This is a genomic window from uncultured Thermosynechococcus sp. (genome assembly GCF_938074695.1).
Classification (GTDB): Bacteria; Cyanobacteriota; Cyanobacteriia; order Thermosynechococcales; family Thermosynechococcaceae; genus Thermosynechococcus.
This window is the reverse complement of record NZ_CALJEM010000015.1, coordinates 1-25,451: the sequence shown is the minus strand read 5'-3', so window position 1 is coordinate 25,451 and position 25,451 is coordinate 1. Positions and strand designations below refer to the sequence as shown.

Annotated in this window: 23 protein-coding genes and 1 rRNA gene; 10 read left to right on the top strand and 14 right to left on the bottom strand. The window is 53.9% G+C overall.

Going from position 1 to position 25,451, the window contains the following annotated elements; translation table 11 throughout:
• On the bottom strand, positions 1-1,774 hold a 1,774-nt coding region (locus Q0683_RS01995; protein WP_298976029.1), incomplete at its 3' end, for a DUF3536 domain-containing protein.
• A gap of 108 nt (positions 1,775-1,882) precedes the next feature.
• Positions 1,883-2,272, bottom strand: a complete 390-nt coding sequence (locus Q0683_RS01990) for a universal stress protein (RefSeq protein WP_298617628.1) — start codon at positions 2,270-2,272, stop codon at positions 1,883-1,885.
• A gap of 154 nt (positions 2,273-2,426) precedes the next feature.
• Here Q0683_RS01990 and Q0683_RS01985 point away from each other — a divergent pair, with 154 nt between their 5' ends.
• From Q0683_RS01985 to Q0683_RS01965, 5 genes are all read left to right on the top strand, one after another.
• Positions 2,427-3,629: a phosphoglycerate kinase gene (locus tag Q0683_RS01985; protein ID WP_298976027.1), complete on the top strand. Its 1,203-nt coding sequence runs from the start codon at positions 2,427-2,429 to the stop codon at positions 3,627-3,629.
• Positions 3,630-4,015: 386 nt separating this feature from the next.
• A complete protein-coding gene (locus tag Q0683_RS01980; protein WP_298617633.1) occupies positions 4,016-4,342 on the top strand; it encodes an HU family DNA-binding protein in 327 nt (108 codons plus the stop codon).
• A gap of 5 nt (positions 4,343-4,347) precedes the next feature.
• Positions 4,348-5,412 (top strand): threonine-phosphate decarboxylase CobD, encoded by a 1,065-nt coding sequence (cobD, locus tag Q0683_RS01975; protein WP_298976026.1) that lies wholly within the window; start codon positions 4,348-4,350, stop codon positions 5,410-5,412.
• Between the two features lie 425 nt (positions 5,413-5,837).
• Positions 5,838-7,145 (top strand): aminopeptidase P N-terminal domain-containing protein, encoded by a 1,308-nt coding sequence (locus Q0683_RS01970; RefSeq protein WP_298976024.1) that lies wholly within the window; start codon positions 5,838-5,840, stop codon positions 7,143-7,145.
• Between the two features lie 47 nt (positions 7,146-7,192).
• Positions 7,193-7,849, top strand: a complete 657-nt coding sequence (locus Q0683_RS01965; RefSeq protein WP_298976022.1) for a hypothetical protein — start codon at positions 7,193-7,195, stop codon at positions 7,847-7,849.
• On the opposite strand, the gene Q0683_RS01960 is transcribed toward Q0683_RS01965, so the two are convergent.
• The 8 genes from Q0683_RS01960 to mnmA all read right to left on the bottom strand — a co-directional run bounded on the left by Q0683_RS01960 (position 7,846) and on the right by mnmA (position 15,813).
• Positions 7,846-8,880 (bottom strand): AI-2E family transporter, encoded by a 1,035-nt coding sequence (locus tag Q0683_RS01960; protein ID WP_298616929.1) that lies wholly within the window; start codon positions 8,878-8,880, stop codon positions 7,846-7,848. The two genes, Q0683_RS01965 and Q0683_RS01960, sit on opposite strands and share 4 nt — an antisense overlap.
• Before the next feature lie 6 nt (positions 8,881-8,886).
• A complete protein-coding gene (locus tag Q0683_RS01955) occupies positions 8,887-9,582 on the bottom strand; it encodes a DUF3153 domain-containing protein (protein ID WP_298616928.1) in 696 nt (231 codons plus the stop codon).
• Positions 9,583-9,725: 143 nt separating this feature from the next.
• Positions 9,726-10,361, bottom strand: a complete 636-nt coding sequence (locus tag Q0683_RS01950; RefSeq protein ID WP_298976020.1) for a peroxiredoxin — start codon at positions 10,359-10,361, stop codon at positions 9,726-9,728.
• A gap of 119 nt (positions 10,362-10,480) precedes the next feature.
• Positions 10,481-11,176, bottom strand: coding sequence for an N-acetylmannosamine-6-phosphate 2-epimerase (locus Q0683_RS01945; protein WP_298616926.1), 696 nt, complete (start codon positions 11,174-11,176; stop codon positions 10,481-10,483).
• Entirely contained in the window at positions 11,173-13,764 is a 2,592-nt protein-coding gene (locus Q0683_RS01940) for a TIGR03960 family B12-binding radical SAM protein (protein WP_298616925.1), read from the bottom strand. The genes Q0683_RS01945 and Q0683_RS01940 overlap by 4 nt, the downstream gene beginning before the upstream one ends.
• Before the next feature lie 24 nt (positions 13,765-13,788).
• The gene (locus tag Q0683_RS01935) at positions 13,789-14,454 is read right to left on the bottom strand and encodes a hypothetical protein (protein ID WP_298616924.1); all 666 of its coding nucleotides are present in this window, start codon (positions 14,452-14,454) and stop codon (positions 13,789-13,791) included.
• A gap of 5 nt (positions 14,455-14,459) precedes the next feature.
• Positions 14,460-14,690 (bottom strand): DNA-directed RNA polymerase subunit omega, encoded by a 231-nt coding sequence (locus tag Q0683_RS01930; protein ID WP_298616923.1) that lies wholly within the window; start codon positions 14,688-14,690, stop codon positions 14,460-14,462.
• Positions 14,691-14,703: 13 nt separating this feature from the next.
• Complete coding sequence (gene mnmA / locus Q0683_RS01925; protein ID WP_298976017.1) at positions 14,704-15,813, bottom strand: tRNA 2-thiouridine(34) synthase MnmA; 1,110 nt, start codon at positions 15,811-15,813, stop codon at positions 14,704-14,706.
• Between the two features lie 232 nt (positions 15,814-16,045).
• Here mnmA and Q0683_RS01920 point away from each other — a divergent pair, with 232 nt between their 5' ends.
• From Q0683_RS01920 to hisD, 4 genes are all read left to right on the top strand, one after another.
• Positions 16,046-16,330, top strand: a complete 285-nt coding sequence (locus Q0683_RS01920) for an RNA-binding protein (RefSeq protein WP_149818540.1) — start codon at positions 16,046-16,048, stop codon at positions 16,328-16,330.
• Between the two features lie 102 nt (positions 16,331-16,432).
• Entirely contained in the window at positions 16,433-17,428 is a 996-nt protein-coding gene (gene ilvC, locus Q0683_RS01915; protein WP_298976013.1) for a ketol-acid reductoisomerase, read from the top strand.
• A gap of 8 nt (positions 17,429-17,436) precedes the next feature.
• Positions 17,437-18,519 carry a Holliday junction branch migration DNA helicase RuvB gene (gene ruvB / locus Q0683_RS01910; protein WP_298976011.1) on the top strand — a complete coding sequence of 361 codons (1,083 nt, stop codon included), beginning with the start codon at positions 17,437-17,439 and terminating at the stop codon, positions 18,517-18,519.
• A 356-nt stretch (positions 18,520-18,875) separates the two neighbouring features.
• Positions 18,876-20,171, top strand: a complete 1,296-nt coding sequence (gene hisD, locus Q0683_RS01905; RefSeq protein WP_298976009.1) for a histidinol dehydrogenase — start codon at positions 18,876-18,878, stop codon at positions 20,169-20,171.
• Here hisD and Q0683_RS01900 read toward each other — a convergent pair.
• The 4 genes from Q0683_RS01900 to Q0683_RS01885 all read right to left on the bottom strand — a co-directional run bounded on the left by Q0683_RS01900 (position 20,168) and on the right by Q0683_RS01885 (position 24,069).
• Positions 20,168-21,265, bottom strand: a complete 1,098-nt coding sequence (locus Q0683_RS01900; RefSeq protein WP_298976008.1) for an ArsA family ATPase — start codon at positions 21,263-21,265, stop codon at positions 20,168-20,170. The genes hisD and Q0683_RS01900 overlap by 4 nt on opposite strands.
• Before the next feature lie 870 nt (positions 21,266-22,135).
• Positions 22,136-22,291, bottom strand: coding sequence for a hypothetical protein (locus Q0683_RS01895; protein WP_298976006.1), 156 nt, complete (start codon positions 22,289-22,291; stop codon positions 22,136-22,138).
• Between the two features lie 43 nt (positions 22,292-22,334).
• A complete protein-coding gene (locus tag Q0683_RS01890; protein WP_298976004.1) occupies positions 22,335-23,732 on the bottom strand; it encodes an IctB family putative bicarbonate transporter in 1,398 nt (465 codons plus the stop codon).
• Between the two features lie 46 nt (positions 23,733-23,778).
• Entirely contained in the window at positions 23,779-24,069 is a 291-nt protein-coding gene (locus Q0683_RS01885; RefSeq protein ID WP_298976002.1) for a hypothetical protein, read from the bottom strand.
• 300 nt (positions 24,070-24,369) lie between these two features.
• Between Q0683_RS01885 and Q0683_RS01880 the strand changes: the two genes are divergently transcribed.
• A 16S ribosomal RNA gene (locus Q0683_RS01880) occupies positions 24,370-25,451 on the top strand; the annotation flags it as partial.

The following is a 25,451-nucleotide window of genomic DNA, read 5'->3' as shown; positions in this document are numbered from 1 at the left end:
CCAAATGCAAGACAGCAAAGATCAGCAGTTGTGACTCGGTTGTAATCGTTGAAGTGAGTTGAATCTGGCCGATCGCCAATGTCAGGCTGCCCATGCGTTGTAGATGATAATCCCCCTGCTCAATCTCATAGCAGTAGAGCTGATGTTGGCGGGGGTAGCTATTAAAGAGGGAACTCATGGCATAGTGGGCGGCCACCTGCTGCAAGCTAATTTGAGCTGTTTTCACCAACTGGTAATAGACCCCTGCCCCATTGCCAAACTGCGGCACATTGCTGGGGGCGGCTGCCAGACGTTCAACAAACTCAGGTTCCAACTGCACACCGGCAACATCCCCTGCAAGCTCGATCGCCCGTGCCGCATAGCGGAGAATTTGTACCCCCTCAGGCCGTGAGAGTTCATCAAAGAACCAACCACAACTGGTAAACATGAGCAGGGCATGGTGCTGCATCTCCAGCAGGCGTAGGGCATCAATTTGTTCGCTTTGACTCAGGGGACGGCGTTGATGTTGCGCCAAAAAGCGGTGCAAGGCTTCTGGGGAGCGATCGCCGATCACCTCTATGTAGGCATCGCGAGCCGCCCAAACATCCCAAAACAGTTCGCCTCCCAGGGTTTCATAGAGGTCAATTAGCTCATCCCGCAGCCAGTTCAACGCATTTCGCAATGGACGTCGCCACAGCTGATGCCACTCGCCACCGCCACCGCAGCCACAATTGTCCTGCCAGCGATCCACGCCATGGGCACAACTCCAAGCGGTCACCGGCTTGAGTTCTACCTCCCACGTGGGTGGAAACAAGCTCAGGTAATAGGCAAAGTTGGTGATTTGCCAGCCCCGCTGGGGAAATTCCACCTTAAAGGCATAGGCGAGGGCTTTTTCACCGCCATACTTGTGATGGCCAAAGGTCTCACCGTCGGTAGCAACGGCAATAATTTGACTGGGGCGATGGTCGCCACGCACGGCTTGTCCGATGCGTCCTGCCAGAAATTGTGAGCTGGTGAGCAGGTCACTAAAGCCCACATCTCGAGAAATGGGGCCATCGTAGAAGAAAATGTCTAGGTAATCGCGCCGGCGATCGCCCCCCGGCAAATAGCAGCGATAGGGACGGGTGGGGTCAATTTGGCCGCCGCTGACTTCAAGCCACTCCCCCTCCCCCCCAAGGGGACGACAGCGCTGAGCCTGGGAGGGGGCCAAAATGGTGAAGCGGATTCCCTCCTGAATCAGGGCGGCTACGGTTTCATAATCAATGGCCGTTTCCGCAAGCCACATCCCCTCCGGTTCGCGACCAAACCGCCGCCGGAAGTCGGCCTTGCCCCAGCGAATTTGCGTCAGTTTATCGCGATAGTTGGCCAAGGGCAAAATGATGTGGTTATAAACTTGGGCGATCGCGTTGCCGTGGCCATTGAAGCGTTCACAACTGTGGCGATCGGCCTCAATAATCCGTTGATAGACCTCCAGATCGTAGCGTTCGAGCCAACTAAAGAGGGTCGGGCCAATATTAAAGCTCAGGTATTCAAAATTATTAACAATGTCAATGACCTCACCGCGATCGTTAAGGATGCGGGCAAAGGCATTGGGGCGATAGCACTCGTAGTAAATCCGCTCGTTCCAATCGTGGAATGGCTGGGCACTGGGCTGATGTTCAATGGCATTGAGATAGGGATTTTCGCGGGGAGGCTGGTAGAAATGGCCATGGATTGTGACATACACCCCCAACGCTTGCAGTTGATCGGCGGCAGGGGAAAAAGCAGCGGGAGTAACCTCTGTCGAATCAAGCATGCAGATCAACCACAAGACAACATGTTTACTTTACTTTGATCCTCGATCCTCGGCGATCGCCCGCCTGTGGGGAAACTTTAAGCGCCGCAAGATTGAGCTACGCACCCCCTAGGGCACCACCAAGACCGGGCAGGGGGCCAAATTGATCACACGGCTGCTGACGCTTTCTTGGAATCCCTCCGGGGTGAGACCCGTTCCGCGGCAGCCCATAATAATCAAGTTGGCGTTGATCTCATCGGCCACATCACAGATAACAAAGGCAGGTTTGCCCCGCCGCAGCAATGTTTCCGCCACAATGGCGTGTTGGGCAAAGGCTTCCTTCACTCGATTCAAAAACTCGGCGATCGCCGCCTCTAGCTCCGCATCTGGTTCTGGCGTTTCCTCCACCGACAGTAGAAACAACTGACTCTGAAAAGTTTTGACCATTCCAACCACGGTGGGCATGGCTTCTTGGGTGTCACGGCTGCGGTCAATGGGAAAAAGAATCGTTTTGAACATAGAGTTCACCTCATTAGAGTCAAGTGGAAGGGCACGCCCTTGGGTAGAATGAGGGTCAGGTGAGGGACTTGTAGCGCATCACTCCATCGCTCGCCGGGATTGTTATCCCCCTAGTACTATCATCTACGTTTTAACGCATTTAGGAGGCTCTAGCGTGTCTAAAAAATCCGTGGCGCAGTTATCCACTGCCGACCTAGCAGGAAAGCGTGTCCTCGTGCGGGTTGATTTTAACGTTCCCGTTGATGAGAACGGCGTCATCACCGATGATACCCGCATCCGCGCCGCCCTGCCGACGATTCAAGACCTGATCGGCAAAGGTGCCAAGGTGATTCTGGTCAGCCACTTTGGCCGCCCCAAGGGCGTGGATGAGAAACTGCGCCTTACCCCCGTGGCTCAGCGGCTCTCGGAATTGCTCCACAAGCCCGTAGTCAAGTTGGATGACTGCATTGGGGACGCTGTAGTTGCCCATACCCAGGCAATGGCCAATGGGGATGTCTGTCTCCTCGAGAATGTGCGTTTCCATCCAGAGGAAGAAAAAAACGATCCGGAATTCGCCAAGCAACTGGCCGCCTGTGCGGAAGTCTATGTCAATGATGCCTTTGGCACCGCGCACCGTGCCCATGCTTCAACTACGGGCGTGACTCAATACCTGAGTCCCTGCGTAGCTGGGTTTTTAATTGAAAAAGAACTGGAATATCTCCAAAATGCCATTGAGCATCCCCGCCGTCCTCTTGCTGCGATTGTGGGTGGGTCTAAAGTGTCCTCTAAAATTGGTGTCATTGAAGCCCTTTTAGAAAAGGTAGATAAATTGCTAATTGGCGGCGGCATGATCTTTACATTTTATAAGGCGCGGGGTCTTAACGTAGGTAAGTCCCTCGTGGAGGAGGACAAACTGGAACTAGCCAAACACCTCGAAGCCAAAGCCCAAGCAAAAGGGGTAGAGTTGCTCTTGCCCACGGATGTGGTTGTGGCCGACAATTTTGCCGCCGATGCCAATAGCCAAGTGGTCAGTATCGAAGCCATTCCTGACGGCTGGATGGGTCTGGATATTGGGCCTGCTTCGATCCAGCGCTTCCAAGAGGCCCTCAAGGATTGCAAAACGGTGATCTGGAATGGCCCCATGGGGGTATTTGAGTTTGATCAATTTGCCAAGGGCACCGAGGCGATCGCCCGCTGTTTAGCCGACCTCACCAGGGAGGGCGTCTCGACAATCATTGGCGGTGGCGATTCCGTGGCCGCGGTTGAAAAAGTTGGCGTCGCCGAGCGCATGAGTCACATCTCCACCGGCGGCGGTGCCAGCCTTGAACTCCTCGAGGGCAAAGAACTCCCCGGCATTGCCGCCTTAGATGATGCCTAGGGAATAAATCATTGCCCACGATCTAAATCTAATCATTAAATTTTTGAATGCCCCATTGCCTGATCTATGGGGCTTTTTTGTCCTCTGAAGGGAGATTTCGGCCTTTGGATACCATGATTTGTTAATTTTTCTAACAACTGCCGCTGCCCTCAATCCTCGCCGCAAAGGGGATAGAATATGCCAAAGGTCTCATGGATCAAGGGTTTGAGGGCTTTCTAATGGATAAAAGTGCCTGAAAACCACATATCTTAAAGGTTTCAAGGTTCCAGTTGGGGTCTGACTATTCTAGAATGAGGCTTGAAACCAAGAATAGGCAAGGGTTTCGTGCCTTTCACTCGTTTGTTAGCCAATCAAACAAACTTTAATGTTTCTATGGAGTTATCCCCATGAATAAAGCTGAACTTGTGGATGCTGTGTTTAATCGTGCCCATAGCGCCAACAACGTCACCAAAAAGCAAGTCGAGGCGATTATCTCAGCCACCGTCGAGGAAATCATGGAGGCAGTGGCCAAGGGAGAAAAAGTGACCCTTGTAGGTTTTGGTGCCTTTGAACCGCGGGAGCGCAAAGCTCGAGAAGGGCGCAACCCAAAAACGAAAGAAAAGATGCAAATTCCCGCCACAAGGGTACCCGCCTTTTCGGCAGGGAAACTTTTTAAGGAAAAAGTCTCTCCTGCTACAGCTTCTGAACCCGCAGCCAAGGGCAAAAAAAAGTAGTCTGAATGCCTCCACGCCACGGTGGCAATTTAGCTTGGGCGGCAGCGATCGCGGGCTGTGCTCCCCAGGAAATCCTAGATTTTTCCGCGAGTCTCAACCCTTGGGGCCCTCCTGCCTCAGTGATAGCCGCCCTTCAGGCGGCGCTGCCCACAATTCGTGACTATCCGGATCCCGATTGCCGTGTTTTGGTGGATGCCCTTGCCGCAGGCCATGAACTGCCGAGGGAGTATTTTTTGGTCGGCAATGGCACCGCTGAGCTGTTGACGTGGGTGGGGCGTGAGTGTGCGGATCGCCGACGAGTTTACTTTATTACCCCTGCCTTTGCCGACTATCGGCGGGCACTGACAGCTTTTGCCTGCCCCACTGTCCCCATTGCCTTAACCCAAGTGCAGACGGGTTTTGGGGCGATCGCTCCCTCCCTGACGCCCAAGGATGCCATCCTCATCAACAATCCCCATAACCCCAGCGGCCACCTCTGGTTGCGCCACCAGCTTCAACCCTTGCTAGAAACGGGTGCTCTAGTGGTGGTGGATGAGGCCTTTATGGACTTTTTGCCCCCCTCCGCCAGTGAATCCCTCATCGGGTTTGTGCCTCGCTACCCGAATTTGATTGTGTTGCGATCGCTAACAAAGTTCTATAGCTTGGCGGGTCTGCGCTTAGGGTATGGCGTCTCCTCGCCGCAGCGGTGGCAACGCTGGCGATCGTGGCGAGATCCCTGGAGTGTGAACAGCTTGGCAATCATTGCAGGAGTGACTGCCTTGGGCGATCGCCCCTTTCAGGAACAGACTTGGACATGGCTGCCTCCAGCACGTCAGGCCTTTGGGGAAGCTCTGAATGCTGTCCCTGAACTGAACGTAGTGACCGAGAGCAAGGTGAACTTTCTACTCCTCCAAGCAACAGACTCGATTTTGCCCCTGCAAACCTATCTCCTTCAAGAACATCGCATTCTAATTCGCGATTGTTGCAGCTTTCCTGAATTGGGTGCCGCCTACTTTCGAGTGGCCGTGCGCCGCAACATTGAAAATGAGCGACTCCTAGAGGCTTTGCGTACCTACTACCAACGCTCCTAGGAATTGCATCCCCAAAAGCCAAGGTGATATATTAGCGATACCTAAGGGGGCGTGGCGGAATGGTAGACGCTGCGGACTTAAGCAATTGAGCCTTAGTAGAGAAATCTATTAAGTGAATGCTCTCAAATTCAGGGGAACCTACGTCTGTCGCCGGACAGATATGGCAATCCTGAGCCAAGCCGTTTCTCAACCCCCAAACCTTAGGGAAACGGAAGGTGCAGAGACTCGACGGGAGCTACCCTACCGTAGATGTTCTACGCGGGTAAAGGGAGAGTCCAATCCTCAACACCCAAGGGGTGGTCGCGAAAGCGGCAGGAGGATGAAAATCCGTTGACCTTAAACAAGTCGTGAGGGTTCAAGTCCCTCCGCCCCCACCAAACCATTTTCCAAAGGGTCATCCTTGGCTGATCCCTTCTTAGGGCGCGATGAAAGCAGAGTACCAGCAACGACAGCAGCAGTTTTTAGAGAAATTAGGCACGGGTGTCGCTGTTTTCTGTAGTGCCCCGCGCGCCATCATGCACAATGATGTGGACTACAACTTTCGCCAAGATAGTAATTTTTACTATCTCACGGGGTTTAATGAGCCAGAGGCGGTTGCTGTTTTTGCACCGAACCACAGTGAGCATCGCTATGTCCTCTTTGTGCAGCCCAAGGATCTCAGCCAAGAGATTTGGACAGGGGCCCGCCTTGGGGTAGAGGCCGCCAAGGAACAACTAGGGGCAGATGCGGTATATCCCATCGGCGAGCTAGAGCAACACCTCCCCGGCTATTTAGAGACAGGGGATACGTTGTACTACCACTTTGGTCATCACGATCGCTTTAATCAACTCATTCTCAAGCACTACCAACGACTGCTAGCCGGCCTACCCAAACGGGGCACAGGCCCGCGCAGTATTGCGGATCCGAGTATTCTTTTGGCTCCCATGCGGCAGATTAAATCGGCAGCCGAGCTGGCTTTGATCCGTCAGGCGATCGCCATTAGCGTTGAAGCCCATCAGCGTGCCCGTGAAGTGGCTGCCCCCGGCCGCTGGGAATATGAAATTCAGGCGGAAATCGAGCATCTATTCCGCCTTCGGGGAGGCGATGGCCCTGCCTACCCCTCAATTGTGGCCTCCGGACCGAATGCCTGTGTACTTCACTACACTGAGAACCAACGGGAGATGGCGGCAGGAGACTTACTTTTAATTGATGCCGGCTGTGCCTACCGCTATTACAACGCCGACATTACCCGCACTTTTCCCGTGAGTGGCCAGTTCAGTGGGGAACAAAAGGCGATCTATGAGATTGTCTTGGCAGCCCAAAAAGCAGCTATTGAGCAGGTGCGACCGGGGAATACGTACAATCAAATCCACGATGCGGCTGTGCGGGTGATTGTGGAGGGTTTAGTTGACCTTGGTCTGCTGCGGGGCGAAATTGAGGCCCTCATCAATGAAGGCAAAGAGAACAACACCCAGAAATATCGCACCTTTTTTATGCATGGCACCGGTCATTGGCTGGGTCTGGATGTCCATGATGTGGGTCTTTACAAGTACAACAAGGACACATGGGTAACACTGCAACCGGGTCAAGTGCTGACGGTGGAGCCGGGAATCTATATTCATCCTGAAGCAACTCCCGCTGAAGGACAACCCGAGATTGGCGATCGCTGGCGGGGCATTGGGGTGCGCATTGAAGATGATGTCCTAGTTACGCCGGAGGGACACGAAGTACTGACGGCGGCTTTACCTAAATAATCACCTACCGTGCCCCTATCTTCTGGTTAAACTCTTTTGATAAACCTATGGCTCTCGCATCATCTCTCCCTGAGGGTTATTTTTCCCCTGACTGGCTGCTCAAGCTCCTGCTCCCTGCTATCAAAGAAGGTCGGCAGTGGGGATCCCGATTTCTCCGTGATCCTCGCTGGGGGGGCGATCGCGATCGCATGGCCAAGCACGCAATTTATGAAGCCACGCTCTGGTCGGTGGGTTCTGGGGTAGCCACTGGTGTCATTGGCTTGGCCGGTGTGCCCCTAGACGTTGCCTACTTCTACCACGCCCAAGTTAAGCTGGCAGCAGCACTATTCACCATCCACGGCTTGGACACCGAAGATCAGGCTGTGCTGATGATCCTAATTCCTGCTGCCTTAGGGGTAACGGCCGCTGAACTGGCAAACTACTTTGGCAACCAATTTTGTCGGCAAGTCTTCAAAACCTTGAGCCGACGGGCTGCACAGAAGAATTTATCTCCAGTACTGATCTCGGTATTTAAGCAGCTTCCGCGTCCCCTCTTGCGGCAGATTGTCGGCAAGGCCTCAAGCAAAAGTTCTACTCTCCCTGCACGGGCGGTTCCTCTGATGAGTGCCGTGATTGGTGGCACCACGAATGCCATCATGATGAACATTTGCGGTCATGGCGTGTGTGCGGTTATCAAAACGTTTCGCTCCCCCGCCGTCAATTAGGTGTCTTGGAGAGGCTCAGATTCTAGAACCGTTTTCAGCGTTGCTGCCAAGGGAATCGCCAGCAGAATTCCCAAGAAACCCGCCACCCGTCCGCCAATGAGCAGAGCGATAAACTGCCAGAGGGGATTCAGTCCCATCAAGTGCCCCAACAACTTGGGGGTAAGCACATTGTCCTTAATTTGCTGCAAGACCACGGCGATCGCCAAAATATTTAAGGCCAGCCAGGCATCTTGAAACAGGATGAGCAGTGTCACCAAACCAATGCCTAAGGTCGCCCCCACCACGGGAATGAGCTGGACAACACCAATGATCAGAGCAAAAAGAAAGCCAAAATTGACGTTGAAGGCGATCATAAAGGGAATGAGGGCAAGAAACATAAACAGCCCCAGAAAAAGCTGCGCCGAGAAAAAACTGCGAATATTTAGCCGTAGGGAATAATCTACAATCTGTCGCCAAGGCTTGGGCACTAACTTCATTAAGCCGCGCCAAATCTCACTGCCATAAAAGAGCATATACACCGTTAAAATCAGCACCAGCAGCACATCCACAAACTTAGTCAGCGTGGTAATGGCAACACCGGGCAACAGGGCGGCAATCCCTTTGAGTTGGATCGTCAGCTCCTCCATCAAGTCATTTACCCCCACAGGAAAGCGATAGCGATGCAGGAGTTGATCCAGATGGCGCAAATTTTGATTGCTGGTATCTGCGAACTCTGGCAGTTGATTGAGAAGTTCCTCCGCCTGTTGAATGGCAAGGGGCAGCAGCAAGAGCACCAAGATACCGGCGACCAAAAGGGTAATCAGTAACACGAGGGCGATCGCCTGCCGTCGGTGCAGACCACGAGCACAAAGACGAATGACCACTTGATTGAGCAAAAACGCCAAGATGGCGGCAATGACAAGGAGATTAATTGGATACTCAAAATAGAGGTAAACTTGCTCTGCCACCCAGAGGTTCAGGACAATCAGAGGCCCTGCTAATAAATAGGCAAGATACTGTTGCCAGCTCTCCGGAGGGCAAGGCCATCTCATGGAAATCTAGGTTGAACGACTCCTAGGCAGGCGAGTGTATAACCAATTGCCCAGCACCAGCAAGCCCACAATTGCCAGTGTGCCCCAGCCTAAGGGACTCGGATACCAGTAGGCCGCCTCAAGGTGATTGAGATACCCCGGCACTAGTGTCCAAGTCAGGCGATCACTCCCCCGCTGAAGATGAGGGTTGACCACCATATCACTCGTGGTGGCTGGGCGCTCAATGGGCCGTGCCCCCCAAGGGGTCTCTAGGGCAAGTTGAAAATTCAGGAGCGACTGTGGGGCCACGAGAACAGCTTGATCACGGGACTCAATACCCAACGGCCGCAGATCAATGTCATAGCGAAAGCGCTCCCGCACAAAGAGCAAAAAGTTCTGGTCTAAAATATCCGCTTTGGCAGTGACTTGGGGGAGATAGGGCACACCACCAATATGGTTGAGAACCGTAGCCAATTGCTGGCTCGTGTCAAAGGGAATGATCACCTGCAGATGGGTTTTGTCCCGCTCCTTAACTGCTCCCCCCAAACGACGCACCCGCTGGATTACTTGTTCTGTAAAAGGCAGATCGGGCTGAGGCAGTGTCAGCGTGTAGGTCAGACTCCCCCCGGTTTGTCCTTGATGCTGAATGACCACATCTGCCTGAACGCACCCACTCAAACACACGATCAGGGGTATCAACAGCCAAACGATCCAACGCTGCATGCCGCCTCTATTCCTTTCCTTGGTTTTGCTGTGCAAGATTATCCTATCTTGGCATGCCGCCAAGGCACAAAAAAACACCCCGAAGGGTTCAGGGCGTTGCTATTGCTTTATTCCTTGTTGTCTGAGCTTGTCGAATCTGGGGATTATTTGTTGGGTTGAGGCGTCAAGCGCAGATAGGGCTTAACGGCATTGAAGCCTTTGGGAAACTTCTGCTTGGCCTCTTCATCACTGAGGGAAGGCACAATCACACAGTCTTGCCCATCTTGCCAGTTGACGGGCGTAGCCACACTGTAGTTGTCCGTCAGTTGCAGCGAATCAATCACCCGCAGAATCTCGGCAAAGTTCCGCCCCGTGCTGGCGGGATAGGTCAGGGTCAAGCGCAGGCGTTTTTGGGGATCAATGATAAAGACCGTGCGTACTGTCAGATTGTTGAGGGAGTTGGGGTGGATCATGTCGTAGAGCGTGGAGACTTTTCTATCTTCGTCTGCCAGAATCGGGTAGTCCACCTTGACGTTATTCACCTCTTCAATATCCTTGATCCACCCCAAGTGGGACTCCACACTGTCCACACTCAGGGCCAATACTTTGACATTCCGTTTCTCAAATTCGGACTTGAGGCGGGCAACCTCCCCTAACTCGGTAGTGCACACGGGAGTATAGTCTGCAGGGTGGGAAAATAAAACAACCCAGCTATCTCCTGCCCACTCGTAGAAGTTAATCTCCCCCATCGAGGAGGCTTGGGTAAAGTTGGGTACGACATCCCCAAGTTTTAGGCTCATAGGTGGTGGCTCCTAGGCTAACGATGGATCTTTAGCTACGACTTCTATCTTGCCACAAACTCTCGTTTATCGGTCGGAATATAGAGGAAAATATACAAACCGATAGAATTGGATAGGAGTTAGGGTTGAAAATCGTGCTTTGTATTTGTCTTCAGGGTTTGGACATAGTGCTGCACCTTGAGGTCAATACCTGTAATATCGGTGCCCACCACCACTGCCCAAGCGCCCAGATTTAGGGCTTTTGCCGCCATTGTTGGACTGGCAATCCCCCCTTCACAGAGAATGGGGACATTAAGATGTTCGACAAGCTGACTCAGGAGCAGCCAACTGGGGGGTGGGGTGTGCGCTGTGGTTTCGGTGTAGCCAAAGAGGGTTGTGCCCACCCAATCGGCACCCGCAACAACGGCAGCTTTAGCACTTTCTAGGGAGTCAATATCGGCCATGACGGGCTTGCCCAGTTCATCGTGAATTCGCCGAATCAAGTCCTGTAGAGGTTCAGGGCGCGATCGCGCGGTGGCATCGAGGGCAATGACATCGGCACCTGCCACTGCAACGGCTGCTGCATCGCTAAAGCGAGGCGTAATGTACACGGGATAGTCTGGCAACTCCTGTTTCCAGAGGCCAATGATAGGCACATTTACCGCTTGGCGCACTGCTTGAATGTGGGTTGGCGTATTGATGCGGACGGCCACTGCCCCTCGCAAAACCGCTGCCTTGGCCATGGCGGCAATGATTTCTGGGGCAGCCAAGGGGGAATCTGGCGGAGCTTGACAGGAGACAATCAGACCGCTGCGAATTTGCGTTGTTAAGTTCATGGTGTTTCAAGGTGCAATTTCTGACGGGCGATCGCCCCCAATTCTAAGGACAGACCACTCACCTTCTCTAATAAGTAAAGGAAATGCTCCGGCCGCAGAAATGTGCCGTCATTGCGACAGACGCCGGTGTAGATCACGCTCACCGTCGGCCAGTGGTCTTGGCGCTCATTCAAGTGACTCTCCAGCAGGCGATCGCGCAAATTCACCACCTGGGTTTTACCTGACTTCGTAGTTAGCTCATAGAGGATTTCAGGCGTAGCTCGCAAGGTCTCTAACCAGAGTTCCCAACGCTCCCGCTCCACGGATTGAGGAGCATGGATAAGTAGCTCATAGGTGGCCGCCCGCAGGGCTTCGCTGGCAGCGGGTTCCGTCAGGGGCACCACCTCACAGGTGTAGAGGGGGATTTCTGCGGGCAGTTGTTGCCGCAATGCCTCTAACACCGTTTGCGGATCCACCTCGCGGTAAAACTCCAAGTCCACAATTTCGCCATAACTGGTCACCCCAAGGGGCAAGGCGCTGGCCGTGGAAATGCGCGGCGAAGGATGAAAGCCGCCTGTAAAGGCAATGGGCAACTGGGCACGGCGCACCGCCCGTTCAAAGAGGCGCAGTAAATCCAAATGGCTTAGGAGGGTCATTTCCCCTGTTTTGCCAAAGGTGAGACGCAGACGCTGCACGCGCTCTTGAGGAGGATGGGGCAGACCTTGAATGGGGGGAATCGGTGGCGGCGGCACGACCACATTGTGGCCAAAGTCAATGCCACACACCCCACAGTGGGAGCACCCCTCAAAGGAACAATCAGGCACCACCACAGCTTCTAAGGCGCGGCGTAAGTCTTCCTTCAGCCATGCTTTACTAATGCCCGTATCAATGTGATCCCAGGGCAGGGGGGCATCCAGGTTGTAGCTGTTGCCACTGAAGACATCCCACTCGCCGGCTTCCAGTTGGCGATATTTCCAGTCCAGACCAGCCTCTTGAATTGCTTGAGTCCAAGCGGCATAGGCGCGATCTAGACTTTCCCACCAGGAATCCTCCCGTGCTCCTAATTCCCAAGCGCGGCGGATCACTGGCCCCAGTTGGCGATCGCCCCGACCGACAAAGTCCTCCATAGCGGAGATGCGCACATCGGTAAAGTTGGCCTTCAACCCCTTAATGGTGCGGAATTCGGCCTTGAGCAACTCCTGTTTGCGCAAAAACTCCGCGGTGGACACCGCATGCCACTGGAAGGGGGTATGGGGCTTGGGAGTAAAGTTGGAAATGGTCAGATTAAAGCTCAGGGGTTTGCGGCCTTTGATCCAGCATTCGCGCTTCAGCCAACGGATTGTTTCCGCTATTCCCAAGACATCCGCATCCGTTTCCCCCGGCAGGCCGATCATAAAGTAGAGCTTAATTTTATCCCAGCCCTGCTCGTAGGCGGTTTTGATGCCCCGTAGCAATTCCTCATTGGTCAGCCCTTTGTTGATAATGTCCCGCAGCCGCTGGGTGCCGGCCTCCGGCGCAAAGGTGAGTCCCCCCTGGCGAGTGCCGCCAACAATGTGGGCAATGTTCTCATCAAAGCGATCCACCCGCTGGCTAGGGAGTGAAAGGGAAATGTTCTCGTTTTGCAGGCGGTTTTTAATTTCCACGCCCACTGCCGGCAAGGCCAAATAGTCTGAGCAACTCAAGGAAAGCAGCGAAAACTCGTTATAGCCCGTGGCGCGCATGCCGGTTTCAATTGCGGCAATCACTTCCTCAGGGGCAACATCGCGGGCAGGTCGAGTGAGCATACCGGGTTGGCAAAACCGACAGCCACGGGTACAACCGCGGCGAATTTCCACCGTCAGGCGATCGTGCACCGTTGCCACATAGGGCACCAAGCCAATGGCGTAGTGGGGCATGGGGGTGGCCACCCGCCGCAAAATCCGCTCCGGCACATCGGGACGGTTGGGTTTGACGATGCCATCAGGCTGGCGATCGTAAAACTGGGGCACATAGACCCCCGGCACCTGGGCCAAATCCAGCAGCAACGCCTGCCGACTCAACCCCGCCCGTTTGCCTTCAGCCACCACAAGACCGATTTCGGGCAAGAGTTCCTCGCCATCGCCAAGGGCAAAAAAGTCAAAGAAATCGGCATAGGGTTCTGGATTGGAGGTGGCCGTTTGTCCACCCGCAAAAATGAGGGGAATCTCCTCTAGGGAAGCCTGTTGTCGCTCCTGCCACGTTAAGGGCAAGCAGGCCAAGTTCAGCATTTCCAGAATGTTGGTGGCGCCCAACTCATAGCTGAGGCTAAAGCCCACAAGGTCGAATTCCTGAAGGGGACGGCGGGATTCCACCGCAAAGAGGGGGGTTTGGGTGGCTCGCAATTTAGCGGCTAAATCCGCCGCCGGTAGGTAGGCGCGATCGCACAGTTGATCGGGGAGAGTATTCAGAATGTTGTAGAGGATAATGTGTCCCAAATTTGAAGCGCCCACTTCATAGACTTCGGGATAGCTGAGTACCCAGCGCACCGTTGCAGCTTCCCATGGTTTGTGAATCGCACCTCGTTCATTCCCCAAATAGCGAGCAGGTTTGAGGATCTCAGGGGTGATTAGCTCAGTAATCGGAACAGCCATGAGTTATTTACCCAATTGCAAAATCTAGGGCAGTAAAAAGCGAGATTCCCCCGTGGGCAGCGGGCGTGGGGGGGCAGGGGGCACCAAAAGACCAGCACTGCCGGGCTGGGGAACAGCGGGGAGAACGGTTGGGGGGCTGGGTGTCGGTTCTGGCAGTGTTAGCTGGGGTGGGGTAGTGGGTAACCCCGCCTGTTGTGCGTAGAAGGCGGCTAGGGTGCTCACCAAGGCATCCCGTTGTTGACGATTGAGCTGGCGAATGGCAGCAATATCCCCTTCCATTGGGTTGACCGTGAGGTAGGAACCTCCCGGATAGGTGTCTCTCCGCAGGAATTCATTCAGCCCCAAATAGTCGGCAAGGGAAATTTTCCAGTCAAAGCGGTAGAGGGGCGATCGCCCTTTGACCGTGGTGTGATAGACAATAAATCGCTCTAAGAGCGTACTCTCCGGCGCAGGCTGCCGGTTCTCTTGGCGGATATAGTGATTTTCCTTCGGCAAACCGGGCAATTTGGGATAGAGGGCTGCCGCCACCAAGCGGGGGTTAATGAGAATTTGGCCAGGGGCAGCGGGCAAGTTGGGGTCAGATTGCGATCGCCCCCCGCTCCAAGCACTGCTCAGGGGTAGCCACAGAAGTGCCAGTAAGCACCCCCACATCACCCAGCCCAAGAAAGTCCAGCCCCGTCGTCTCCCCATGGCTCCTAATCTGCCAGTAACTCCGGTTGAGCAATTTCATCGGACATTTCGATAATGGCACGGGTCACCGGCTTCAGGGGGAGATCGTCGAGATCTTCACTGACCTCTAGCGCCCGCCGCTGCTTAGCCCGGTTGGCAATTTGTACCGTAATCCGATAGCGATTGGCGGAGTGCTTGATTAATTCTTCCGCCCGACGGTTAATTTCTAAGGAAGAGTAATGAAGGCGCTTTTGCATCGTCGGTCTTTCCTTAAACGTGGGTGGCCATTGCTTCTTGGGGTTGGGGCGCTGGTGTCACAAAAGGCTGAATAATTCCGCCCCCCAACAGGCGATCGCCTGCATACCACACTGCCGCCTGTCCCGGCGTTACCCCAAATTGCGGTTCAGTAAACTCCAATTTTACCTGCTCGGCGTTGGCATCGGGAATGATAGTCACGGGCACAGGGGGAGTGCGATAGCGAATTTGTACCGTCGCCGTTATGGGTTCCCTAGGGGGAGGAATCGAGACCCAGTTCACCCGTGCCACTGTACACTCGCGACGGCCAGCGGTGGCGCGATCGCCAACAATAACGCGATTGTGTTCCCGATCCAAGGCCACGACGTAGAGGGGTTCGGGTGCCGCAATCCCTAAGCCCTTGCGCTGGCCAATGGTGTAGTGGTGAATCCCCTGATGGTACCCCAGCACCCGCCCATGCACATCCACAATCTCTCCCCGCTGGTTGGGCAAATACTGTTCAAGAAATTGGCGCATGGAGCCATGGGCTTCAATCAGACATAGATCTTGGCTTTCCGGTTTACTGGCTGTGTGCAGGCCATACTGCGCTGCCAAGGCACGGGTCTCGGCCTTGGTTTGCTGCCCAAGGGGAAAAAGCACATGGGCGAGAATCTCTTGGGGCAGGTCGTAGAGAAAGTAGCTTTGATCCTTATGACGATCCACCGCCCGCCACAATTCATAGCGATCGCTGGTGGGATTGTATTTCACTTGGGCATAGTGACCCGTGGCAATGTAGTCAATCCCCAGTTGCTCACGGCTGTAGGCCAGCATTGGCCCAAACTTCACCAAGCGGTTGCACTGGGAACAAGGTAGCGGTGTCACCCCACTGGCATAGCCCCTGACCAGATAGTTCACAATGTATTTCTCGAAAATTTCGCGGCTATCCACAATGTGGTGAGGTACTCCCAGCTCCTCACAGAGGCGCGCCGCATCCACCAGTCCCTCAGAGCAGCACTGTCCCTTCCCCTTCATCAGCCATAGGGTCAGACCCACAACAGGGTACCCTTGCGCTTTCAGGCTGGCAATGGCAACGGAGCTATCAACACCGCCGGAAAGACCCACAACAACTGCCGGTAAATCGGACATTGTTAAGATTCACAAAAAATCCACCTCTTTTAGGGTAGCATCCCTACTTTCACAACACAGGCTCCGACAATCGGCTATAATCGAGAGACAACGTTGGCGAGTAATCGCCGCTTGAGTTTTAAGTAGAGCGATTCTTGAGTTCGGTTTTAGGGAAGGTTGGTTACAGAACAGTCGTCTCTCCGAAGTCAACGCCAACACATGGTTCAATTTTTGCTTTGGAGCAGATGAGATTATGTCTATTTATGTCGGCAACCTTTCCTACACGGCCACCCAAGAAGACCTAGAGGCCGTTTTTGCCGAGTACGGTTCCGTCAAACAGGTCTATTTACCGGTGGATCGGGAAACAGGCCGTAAGCGGGGCTTTGGTTTTGTGGAAATGTCCACGGATGCTGAAGAAGAAGCGGCGATCGCCGATCTCGACGGAGCCGAGTGGATGGGACGCCAACTCAAGGTCAACAAAGCACGCCCCCGTGAAGCCATGGGCGGTGGCAACAATCGCTATTCCCGTAACCGTTAACTCCCTAAACTAGCCCTCTAGGAGGTGCTCGATCAGCTCTGCCTATGTGGTAGAGAGATAATAACAACCTGCTGAATGCAATTGGAAAGGAACATCATGCCTATGGCGCGCATGTATTACGACGCAGATGCCCAGCTAGAACTCCTCAAAGATAAAACGATCGCCATTATCGGCTACGGCTCCCAAGGCCATGCCCATGCCCTCAACTTGCGGGATAGCGGTCTGAATGTTGTGGTGGGTCTCTATGCCGGCAGTCGTTCTGCAGAGCGCGCCCGTGGCGATGGTCTAGCGGTGTACCCCGTAGCTGAAGCTGCGAAAATGGCCGACTGGATCATGATTCTTTTGCCCGATGAAGTTCAGCGGGTTGTTTATGAGCAGGAGATCGCCCCCCACCTGCAAGCGGGGAATGTTCTCTCCTTTGCCCACGGCTTTAACATTCACTACGGCCAGATCGTGCCCCCCGACAATGTGGATGTGGTGATGGTGGCTCCCAAAGGTCCCGGTCACCTTGTTCGCCGCACCTATGCCCAAGGGGAAGGGGTACCCTGCCTGTTTGCCGTCTATCAAAATACCAGTGGGCAGGCCCGTGATTTAGCCATGGCCTATGCCAAGGGAATTGGGGGCACCCGCGCCGGGATTCTGGAAACCACCTTCCGCGAGGAAACCGAGACCGATCTCTTTGGGGAGCAGGTGGTGCTCTGTGGCGGTCTCAGTGCTCTGATCAAAGCCGGCTTTGAAACGTTGGTAGAGGCCGGTTATCAGCCAGAGCTAGCCTATTTTGAGTGTCTCCATGAAGTGAAGCTCATAGTGGACTTAATTGTTGAGGGCGGGCTTGCCAAAATGCGGGACAGCATCTCCAACACCGCAGAATATGGCGACCTCACCCGTGGCCCACGCATTATTACCGATGAAACCCGCGCTGAAATGCGCAAAATTCTCCACGAAATTCAAACGGGTCAATTTGCCCGTGAGTTTGTGCTGGAAAACATGGCCGGTAAACCGGGCTTTACCGCCATGCGGCGACGGGAGGCAGAACACCCCATTGAACAGGTGGGTCAAGAACTGCGCTCCATGTTTAGCTGGTTAAAACGGGCTTAAGTGCACCAATGGCGATTATTTCGTCGCAAAATTCATCGCCGCAGCGATCGCACTCCCCTTCTTTGCTCTCTCATCAACCCACCCCAGAAGAACAGCGCTCGCCGGTTGAGGAGTCCCTACGTCCCCGCTCTTTGCGGGAATACATTGGTCAGCAGGAACTAAAGGATGTGCTGCACATTGCCATCGAAGCAGCAAAAGCACGCCAAGAACCCCTTGATCACCTGCTGCTTTATGGCCCGCCGGGCTTAGGGAAAACCACCGTTGCCTTAGTCTTGGCGGCTGAAATGGGGGTCAACTGCAAAGTGACCAGTGCTCCAGCTCTGGAACGTCCCCGCGATATTGTGGGTCTGCTGGTGAACCTGCAGGAGGGGGATATTCTTTTTATTGATGAGATTCACCGCCTCTCCCGCATGACCGAGGAACTCCTCTATCCGGCAATGGAGGATTTTTACCTTGATCTGACGGTGGGCAAACAGCAAACAGCGCGCACGCGCCGACTGAAGTTAAATCCCTTTACCTTAGTGGGGGCAACTACCCGTGCCGGAGCCTTGACCTCGCCTTTGCGCGATCGCTTTGGTTTGGTGCAGCGGCTGCGTTTTTATCATCCCGAAGAACTGCAGCAGATTGTTCAGCGGGGCGCTGCTCTCCTACAAACGCCGATTACCCCCGAAGCCGCACTGGAAATTGGCCGGCGCAGTCGCGGTACCCCCCGCATTGCCCTGCGGCTCCTGAAGCGGGTACGGGATTATGCCGATGTAAAGCACGATGGCGCGATTAACCTAGAGGTAGCCACCGCTGCCCTTGAACTGTTCAATGTGGATCCAGCAGGGTTAGATTGGAGCGATCGCCGGCTCCTGAGTCTGATGATTGAATCCTACCAAGGGGGACCTGTGGGGATTGAAACCCTTGCCGCCGCCACGGGCGAGGATGTGCAAACCATTGAGGAGGTCTATGAACCCTACCTTCTCCAGATGGGCTATCTACAACGGACGCCCCGAGGTCGAGTCGCCACTCCCCGCGCTTGGCAACATCTAGGCTATATGCCACCGGAAAACCAGTTGCCATTGTTATCCAATCCCTGTGACCCTTGATCTTCAGCTCCGATCCCTAAATAAAATCGCTACTCAATTGATGGCAGGGGACTTCGACAATTTAGCTTGGGAGCAAACAGGCGATCGCCGGCCAGCAAGCTATTGAATGGGACTCTGGGAGCGTCTCCTCAATTCCCGAAACTCCCGAATTTAGCCTCAAACAACTGCTGATAAGAATTGGCTCCCTATTTTACTCCGAAGGATAAGTACGGCGAATCCTGATCTTGCCCTAGGCCCTCGTTGTTGGCCGGCCTCAGCCCGCCCCGGTAATTGGAAAATCGCTGTAAGCTATTGATAGGGTTGATTAAGGTTTTTTAACCTTTACCCGCCTCTCTGCCTCGCCTACGTGAACGACCATGTTGCGGATCATCACCCAGTTAACAGACCTACGCGCTGAACTACGCCGCATTTGCAATCGCACCGATAGCGGGGAGATGAGCGAAAAACAAGCTACGGTTGAGGCAATTTTGCGCCGTGTAGCCAAGGAAGGCGATCGCGCCCTGATTGAGTACACCGCCCAGTTTGATCACATTGACCTTACCCCCGAAACACTACGAGTGAAGGGGGATGAATTGGATGCCGCTTACCAACAGGTGTCCAAAGAACTCCTCGATGCCATTCGCCTTGCCAAGCAACAGATTGAAGCCTTCCACCGCCAGCGCGTGCCCAAAAGTTGGGTGCAATTTGGGGAGGATGGCATTGTCCTAGGCAAACGCTACACTGCTGTCGATGCTGCCGGACTTTATGTGCCGGGGGGACGGGCTGCCTATCCGAGTACGGTTTTAATGAATGCGATTCCGGCGCAGGTGGCTGGTGTCAAACGAATTGTCATGGTGACTCCCCCTGGTCAAGGCAAGGGCATTAATCCTGCCGTTCTCGTCGCTGCCCAAGAAGCCGGCATCCAAGAGATTTATCGCGTTGGTGGTGCCCAAGCAATTGCCGCCCTTGCCTATGGCACAGAAACGATTCCCCGCGTAGATGTGATTACAGGGCCGGGAAACCTCTATGTGATGCTAGCCAAGAAACAGGTTTATGGCCGTGTTGGCATTGACTCCCTTGCAGGTCCTTCAGAAGTGCTAATCATTGCCGATGAAGCTGCCCAACCAATTCACATTGCGGCTGATTTACTGGCTCAAGCGGAACACGATCCTCTGGCAGCCGCAATTTTGCTGACGCCCAGTCTGCCCCTTGCTAAGGCGGTGGTCGCTGCTGTGGAGGCACAATTGGCCAACCATCCTCGCCGCGTTCTCACAGAGAAGGCGATCGCCCACTACGGCTTGATTGGCATTGTCGAGAGCTTAGAACAAGCAGTTGAGCTGTCTAATAGCTTTGCCCCAGAGCATTTGGAACTGGCAGTCGAAGACCCTTGGTGCCTTGTGGAGCAAGTGCGCCATGCCGGTGCTATTTTCCTCGGCTATTCCACCCCTGAAGCGGTTGGTGACTATCTAGCAGGTCCCAATCACACGCTGCCCACCTCTGGTGCTGCCCGTTATGCTTCTGCCTTAGGCGTAGAAACGTTCTTAAAGCACTCCAGCATTATCCAATACACCCCTACCGCCTTGCGCAAACAGGGGGCAGCCGTTATGACCCTTGCTGAGACAGAGGGCCTGATTTCCCACCGCGACTCCGTGCGTCTGCGCCTTGAGCCTTAGAAACTGACGATCAGGTAGGGGGCTTCAAATTTACCCGCGCGCACGGGTTTACCCTTGAGACTGGGGGGCAGTTCAATGTGGCGCCGCTGGTCACCGGCTTCCACTGTCAGTTCTCCGCTAAACTCGCTGAGTTTCACCTGCTCTTTGCGAAACCCCGGCAGGAAAATCCGCACCTGTTGTTGAACTTCGTCAAATTTATAGGGAGCGGGTGCTGCTCCTATCTGGTTTAAGTTGGGAAGATGGGAAACAAGGGCTTGCCAGTCGCTCCAGTCTTTAGGGAGAGCTGAGACGCGTAAAGGCGCGAATGTGCTGCTCACCTCTGGGGTCGGTTTGCCAAGACAAAAAACCTCAGAAATGGGAACATTCACCTGTTGGGCACTGCCCCATAGCCATTGGGTCTGAGCGATTGAGATTGCTGTGCCATCCGTTACGAGAAATACCGATAGGCGCTTAGGATCGGCGGCAATCCTTACTCCACGATCAATCCACTCTTTGGCTTCACTGAAACGCTCCTGCACTTTTTGGATATCAATATTGGCTGCCATCATTGCACTGGCGATCGGTCCACCAATAGCATTGGCGATCGCGTTGAGATCTAGTTGATCCAGCAAACGCTGAAAGCGACGATAGTACCACGCCAACCCTTGGGGCAATCCAATCAGCCGTAATGTCTCTTGACTGTTCCCACCTGCATAGACAATCACATCGTACTCGCCGCTGCTGTAGTGAACCCGCAGGGCATTCAACGTCAGCAAGGTATCCATCCCCGGCAAAATCACCAATTCCCCCGCATAAACCTTACCCACTAACTCTTGGGGCAAATAAGGCTCCACTAAACGGCTGAGTTCTTGCCATACAGTGTTGACACTTTCAGTGGCCAGCAGTTCTGCGATCGCCAGTCGCTCCGACAAAAATTTTGGTTGCCAGCCGATAGACTCCTCTTGATAACCAACGAGAAACCGCAGTGATGTCGCGGGACTGGGAACCGTTAGTAGCGTTCGTTGCTGCCGCTCGGCAAACCACTGGGCAATAGCCAGACCAAGCGCCGTTTGTTGTTCTGGTGTTGCTCCTAAGAGGGTAACAATGCGTGTCATGGCAAGTTTGAGGACAATAGTTGCTTGGACTATCCTATCGGCAAACGGCGGCGCCAAGGTTTCCTAGGCAAGCCCTCATAAAATCGCCTCTGTGGGCAGCTCAACCTGTTCAACGATAAAACCTACCCACTAGGACGATCGCCCGCCTTCCAGACGCTTCTAGACCATTCTCAGGCCAAAAAAATTTTTGCGCGGCGCGAATAGATCTCCATTAGGAGGACTTGAACCTCAACAGAGACCTTTTTTGGAGTTTTCCCCAAATTCCCCAAGGTTTTCCCCAGCTTTTTCCAAAACTTCGATCCTTTTGCCATCTCAACTCTGCATTTCAATCTGCTCTGAATCACCTTGCAATTCTGTATTCCAGCACTCCTAAGCCATATTTCCTTAGGTTTCGAGTCGGTTTTAACCTAAGTCTAGGTTCCCAAAGTTCACATCCTCTATTTTTCTCTGGCAGGATTTTATTCCTATTGGATCTTGAAGATCTACTACTACTGCTACTTATATATATCCTACTTATAGTAGTAGTAGGCGCTGTGGAAATGTGGAAAACTTTTCAAAAATCCGCTCCTAGAGCACGTTTGAGCTGCTTCTCACCTGTGGAAAACTTGTGGAAAAAGTAGGGGGTTTTTCCACAGGCTATTATCCAGTTGGAAAAAGAATAAAAAGTTTTCCACAGTTTTCCAGAGTTTTTCCGGGGTTTTCCACAGGTTTTCCCCAGAGTTTTCCACAGGGGTTTTGGAGTTTTCCACAGGATAAGGGAGTGGATCTCCGTATTTTTACGATTCCCTCTGCCGGCGATCGCCCCGACACTGAAGAGAAGAAATTTTGTCAACCAATACGAAGGTTTCGGTGGATTCCCTGATGTTTTCCTTAGAGTGCCCCAGCAGCAGTCTTGAGCAAGTCATTGGCCACCTTTCCCCTGTTGAGCAGATTCGAATCCTGATGCACCACCCCTACTTCACTGGTCGTTGTCCGGTTTGCCGTCAACCCATCCACCATTCCCAACTCAAAATGGGGCAGTGCCATTGCTCCCATTGTGGCTGGCACGATCGCGCCGGCAATCTTAGCTCTATACCTCCGATTCAGAGTCAAGACCGTTAGGGGTTGTATTCTCTGCCCCGTGGGTCATTGGTGCAAAACTAGCAACGATTGCCACCATCAGCCACCAGAGGGTAGCCACCTCCGGGCGAAACCAAATGGTATCCACCAGCCCGTGGGTTAACATTCCCACCATTGTTGCCACTGTTCCTATCAACCAGAATCCTTGAGGATTCCCTGTTTCCCTTAATTCCCGCAAACAACGCCACGCGCGATCGCCGAGCACCGCCAACAGCCAGAGAAAAACGCCAAAGCCAATCACACCCACTTCCACCAAGATTTCCAGGAAGATGGAATAGGCACTCAACGCCGTAAAGCGCACGCTCACCTGGTACAGCGGGTAAATCTGGTTAAAGGCCACATTCCCCGGTCCAATCCCTAACCAAGGCCGTGCCCAAATCATCTGCTGCACTGCCATCCAAACATTAATCCGAAAATTATTGCTACTGTCACCTCGTGCAACGAAAATACTTGCTGCTCGCTCCCGTAGCGCCGGTACACTGACAACCGCGCCAATGCAAAGGGCGATCGCCAACCCCCCCACAGTCGGCACCCCCCAACGACGCCATTTCAGGGGTAACATTGGCCAAAACCAAACCCCCAGCAACACAACCCCGGTGATCGTTGCTGCAACCAACCCCAGCCAGCCGCCCCGGCTAAACGTCAAAATTAGGCTTGCTGTATTCATCCCCAGCATCACCATCGCCAACAGCTTGGGCAGCCAACCTCGCCACACCCCGATCGCTGCTGCACTCAGTGGCACACTGGGCAACAAATAACCCGCCAATAAATTCGGGTTGCCCAAAAAGCTGTAAACCCGTGTCACAGTTGCCAAGGCCGACTCTGGATCTGTCCACGTCGCCAATGGCTCCGCTCCAAAAATCCACTGCCGTACGCCCTCCACACTCACCATCAACGCCGTCAGCAGATAGACCGTCAGTAAGCGCGATCGCCACCGCTCATTGCGCATTACCCGCTCCGCCAACGCAAAGAACAGCAGGTACAACATTAACTTCGACAACCCCACCATCGCCGCCCGAGGAACCGGGGACAACACCGTTGCCAACAGCGCAATCCCCCAATACAAGAGCACCAACAAATGTACCCCCGACCAGCGGCCTTCCCGTTCTCCCGCCAGCGTCCACAGTAGCCAAAACCCACCCCCTGCCGCCAGCAGCATCCCAATCATCGCCGACGGCATCAACGGCGCCAGTACCAGCACCAAGCCGACTAGCAGCGCCGCAAAATGTGGGAACCATCGCCCTAGCCAACTCTTCTCCTGCCACCCTTGGAGCAAGCCCAAAAGTCGCCCCACCCCACTGTGGCTTCGCCACCCTTCTGCATCTAGGCGTCGTAACAACACATCCATCGCACTATTCCTTAAGCAAACTTGTTGTCGATTTTCCTGGTCCGTATCAGCTTACGCCCAAGCACCGTTGCTGAAAATCCTGCCAAGGAATTCCCCGCTCCAAATACACCGGCGCACTAGGAGTGTAGGGACTGCGTAGCCGATCCACCGCCACAATCACCGCCTCCTCTGGCAAAAGGGGAACATCCGCATCCATCGCCGTTGCCCCCGTCAACGAGGACGACACCCCCTTAAAAATCAACACCACCTCCTCTAGCTCCCCCACCCGTGCCTCCACCAGCAACACCTCCTGCGGATGGGCACGACTATAGGTCTCTAGGAGCGCCAACGGTGACATGTTCATCCTCCTAAAATGAAAATCCGAAAAATTCTTAGGCTCAAAAGCCGCTTGTAGAGAGCGTTTCAGCCAAATCCAGAAAAAAATCCGAAAAAAATCTCGAAAAAGGGGTTGACACGCCTATGTAGACTTGTTAGATTGATAAAGCACTCGATGAGGCGTGCAGCCGAAGCGAGTCCCGAACCTAGACAAATCAACGTTTGAAAGCCAAAGCGTTAACCCTCGTCAAAGTACTCAAGTAAGTACATTTTCGGTGTAGGTTACACCTACTAGAGCAAAAAGTCAAATTCTCTATTTTTCAAAATGGAGAGTTTGATCCTGGCTCAGGATGAACGCTGGCGGTCTGCTTAACACATGCAAGTCGAACGAGCACTTCGGTGCTAGTGGCGGACGGGTGAGTAACACGTGAGAATCTACCCCTAGGAGGGGGATAACGGCTGGAAACGGCCGCTAATACCCCATATGCCGCAAGGTGAAATCTTTTTTGGCCTGGGGATGAGCTCGCGGTGGATTAGCTAGTTGGTGGGGTAATGGCCTACCAAGGCGACGATCCATAGCTGGTCTGAGAGGATGATCAGCCACACTGGGACTGAGACACGGCCCAGACTCCTACGGGAGGCAGCAGTGGGGAATTTTCCGCAATGGGCGAAAGCCTGACGGAGCAAGACCGCGTGAGGGATGAAGGCCTTTGGGTTGTAAACCTCTTTTCTCAGGGAAGAACACAATGACGGTACCTGAGGAATAAGCCTCGGCTAACTCCGTGCCAGCAGCCGCGGTAAGACGGAGGAGGCAAGCGTTATCCGGAATTATTGGGCGTAAAGCGTCCGCAGGTGGCTTTCCAAGTCTGCCGTCAAAGCCCGAGGCTTAACCTCGGATCGGCGGTGGAAACTGGATCGCTAGAGTGCGTCAGGGGTAGGGGGAATTCCCGGTGTAGCGGTGAAATGCGTAGATATCGGGAAGAACACCAGTGACGAAAGTGCCCTACTGGGACGCTACTGACACTCATGGACGAAAGCTAGGGGAGCGAAAGGGATTAGATACCCCTGTAGTCCTAGCCGTAAACGATGGACACTAGGCGTTGCTGGTATCCACTCCGGCAGTGCCGTAGCTAACGCGTTAAGTGTCCCGCCTGGGGAGTACGCACGCAAGTGTGAAACTCAAAGGAATTGACGGGGGCCCGCACAAGCGGTGGAGTATGTGGTTTAATTCGATGCAACGCGAAGAACCTTACCAGGGCTTGACATGTCGCGAATCCTGCGGAAACGCGGGAGTGCCTTCGGGAACGCGAACACAGGTGGTGCATGGCTGTCGTCAGCTCGTGTCGTGAGATGTTGGGTTAAGTCCCGCAACGAGCGCAACCCTCGTCCTTAGTTGCCAGCATT

What these genes read in the sequence shown, in the direction of transcription:
- Q0683_RS01940 (WP_298616925.1), bottom strand. Translation starts at nt 13,764, where the DNA reads ATGGCTGTTCCGATTACTGAGCTAATCACCCCTGAGATCCTCAAACCT.
- Q0683_RS01945 (WP_298616926.1), bottom strand. Translation starts at nt 11,176, where the DNA reads ATGAACTTAACAACGCAAATTCGCAGCGGTCTGATTGTCTCCTGTCAA.
- Q0683_RS01950 (WP_298976020.1), bottom strand. Translation starts at nt 10,361, where the DNA reads ATGAGCCTAAAACTTGGGGATGTCGTACCCAACTTTACCCAAGCCTCC.
- Q0683_RS01980 (WP_298617633.1), top strand. Translation starts at nt 4,016, where the DNA reads ATGAATAAAGCTGAACTTGTGGATGCTGTGTTTAATCGTGCCCATAGC.
- Q0683_RS01990 (WP_298617628.1), bottom strand. Translation starts at nt 2,272, where the DNA reads ATGTTCAAAACGATTCTTTTTCCCATTGACCGCAGCCGTGACACCCAA.
- Q0683_RS01885 (WP_298976002.1), bottom strand. Translation starts at nt 24,069, where the DNA reads ATGTCACCGTTGGCGCTCCTAGAGACCTATAGTCGTGCCCATCCGCAG.
- ruvB (WP_298976011.1), top strand. Translation starts at nt 17,437, where the DNA reads ATGGCGATTATTTCGTCGCAAAATTCATCGCCGCAGCGATCGCACTCC.
- Q0683_RS01935 (WP_298616924.1), bottom strand. Translation starts at nt 14,454, where the DNA reads ATGGGGAGACGACGGGGCTGGACTTTCTTGGGCTGGGTGATGTGGGGG.
- Q0683_RS01965 (WP_298976022.1), top strand. Translation starts at nt 7,193, where the DNA reads ATGGCTCTCGCATCATCTCTCCCTGAGGGTTATTTTTCCCCTGACTGG.
- Q0683_RS01900 (WP_298976008.1), bottom strand. Translation starts at nt 21,265, where the DNA reads ATGACACGCATTGTTACCCTCTTAGGAGCAACACCAGAACAACAAACG.
- Q0683_RS01970 (WP_298976024.1), top strand. Translation starts at nt 5,838, where the DNA reads ATGAAAGCAGAGTACCAGCAACGACAGCAGCAGTTTTTAGAGAAATTA.
- Q0683_RS01920 (WP_149818540.1), top strand. Translation starts at nt 16,046, where the DNA reads ATGTCTATTTATGTCGGCAACCTTTCCTACACGGCCACCCAAGAAGAC.
- Q0683_RS01895 (WP_298976006.1), bottom strand. Translation starts at nt 22,291, where the DNA reads ATGGCACTGCCCCATTTTGAGTTGGGAATGGTGGATGGGTTGACGGCA.
- cobD (WP_298976026.1), top strand. Translation starts at nt 4,348, where the DNA reads ATGCCTCCACGCCACGGTGGCAATTTAGCTTGGGCGGCAGCGATCGCG.
- hisD (WP_298976009.1), top strand. Translation starts at nt 18,876, where the DNA reads ATGTTGCGGATCATCACCCAGTTAACAGACCTACGCGCTGAACTACGC.
- mnmA (WP_298976017.1), bottom strand. Translation starts at nt 15,813, where the DNA reads ATGTCCGATTTACCGGCAGTTGTTGTGGGTCTTTCCGGCGGTGTTGAT.
- Q0683_RS01890 (WP_298976004.1), bottom strand. Translation starts at nt 23,732, where the DNA reads ATGGATGTGTTGTTACGACGCCTAGATGCAGAAGGGTGGCGAAGCCAC.
- Q0683_RS01930 (WP_298616923.1), bottom strand. Translation starts at nt 14,690, where the DNA reads ATGCAAAAGCGCCTTCATTACTCTTCCTTAGAAATTAACCGTCGGGCG.
- ilvC (WP_298976013.1), top strand. Translation starts at nt 16,433, where the DNA reads ATGGCGCGCATGTATTACGACGCAGATGCCCAGCTAGAACTCCTCAAA.
- Q0683_RS01955 (WP_298616928.1), bottom strand. Translation starts at nt 9,582, where the DNA reads ATGCAGCGTTGGATCGTTTGGCTGTTGATACCCCTGATCGTGTGTTTG.
- Q0683_RS01960 (WP_298616929.1), bottom strand. Translation starts at nt 8,880, where the DNA reads ATGAGATGGCCTTGCCCTCCGGAGAGCTGGCAACAGTATCTTGCCTAT.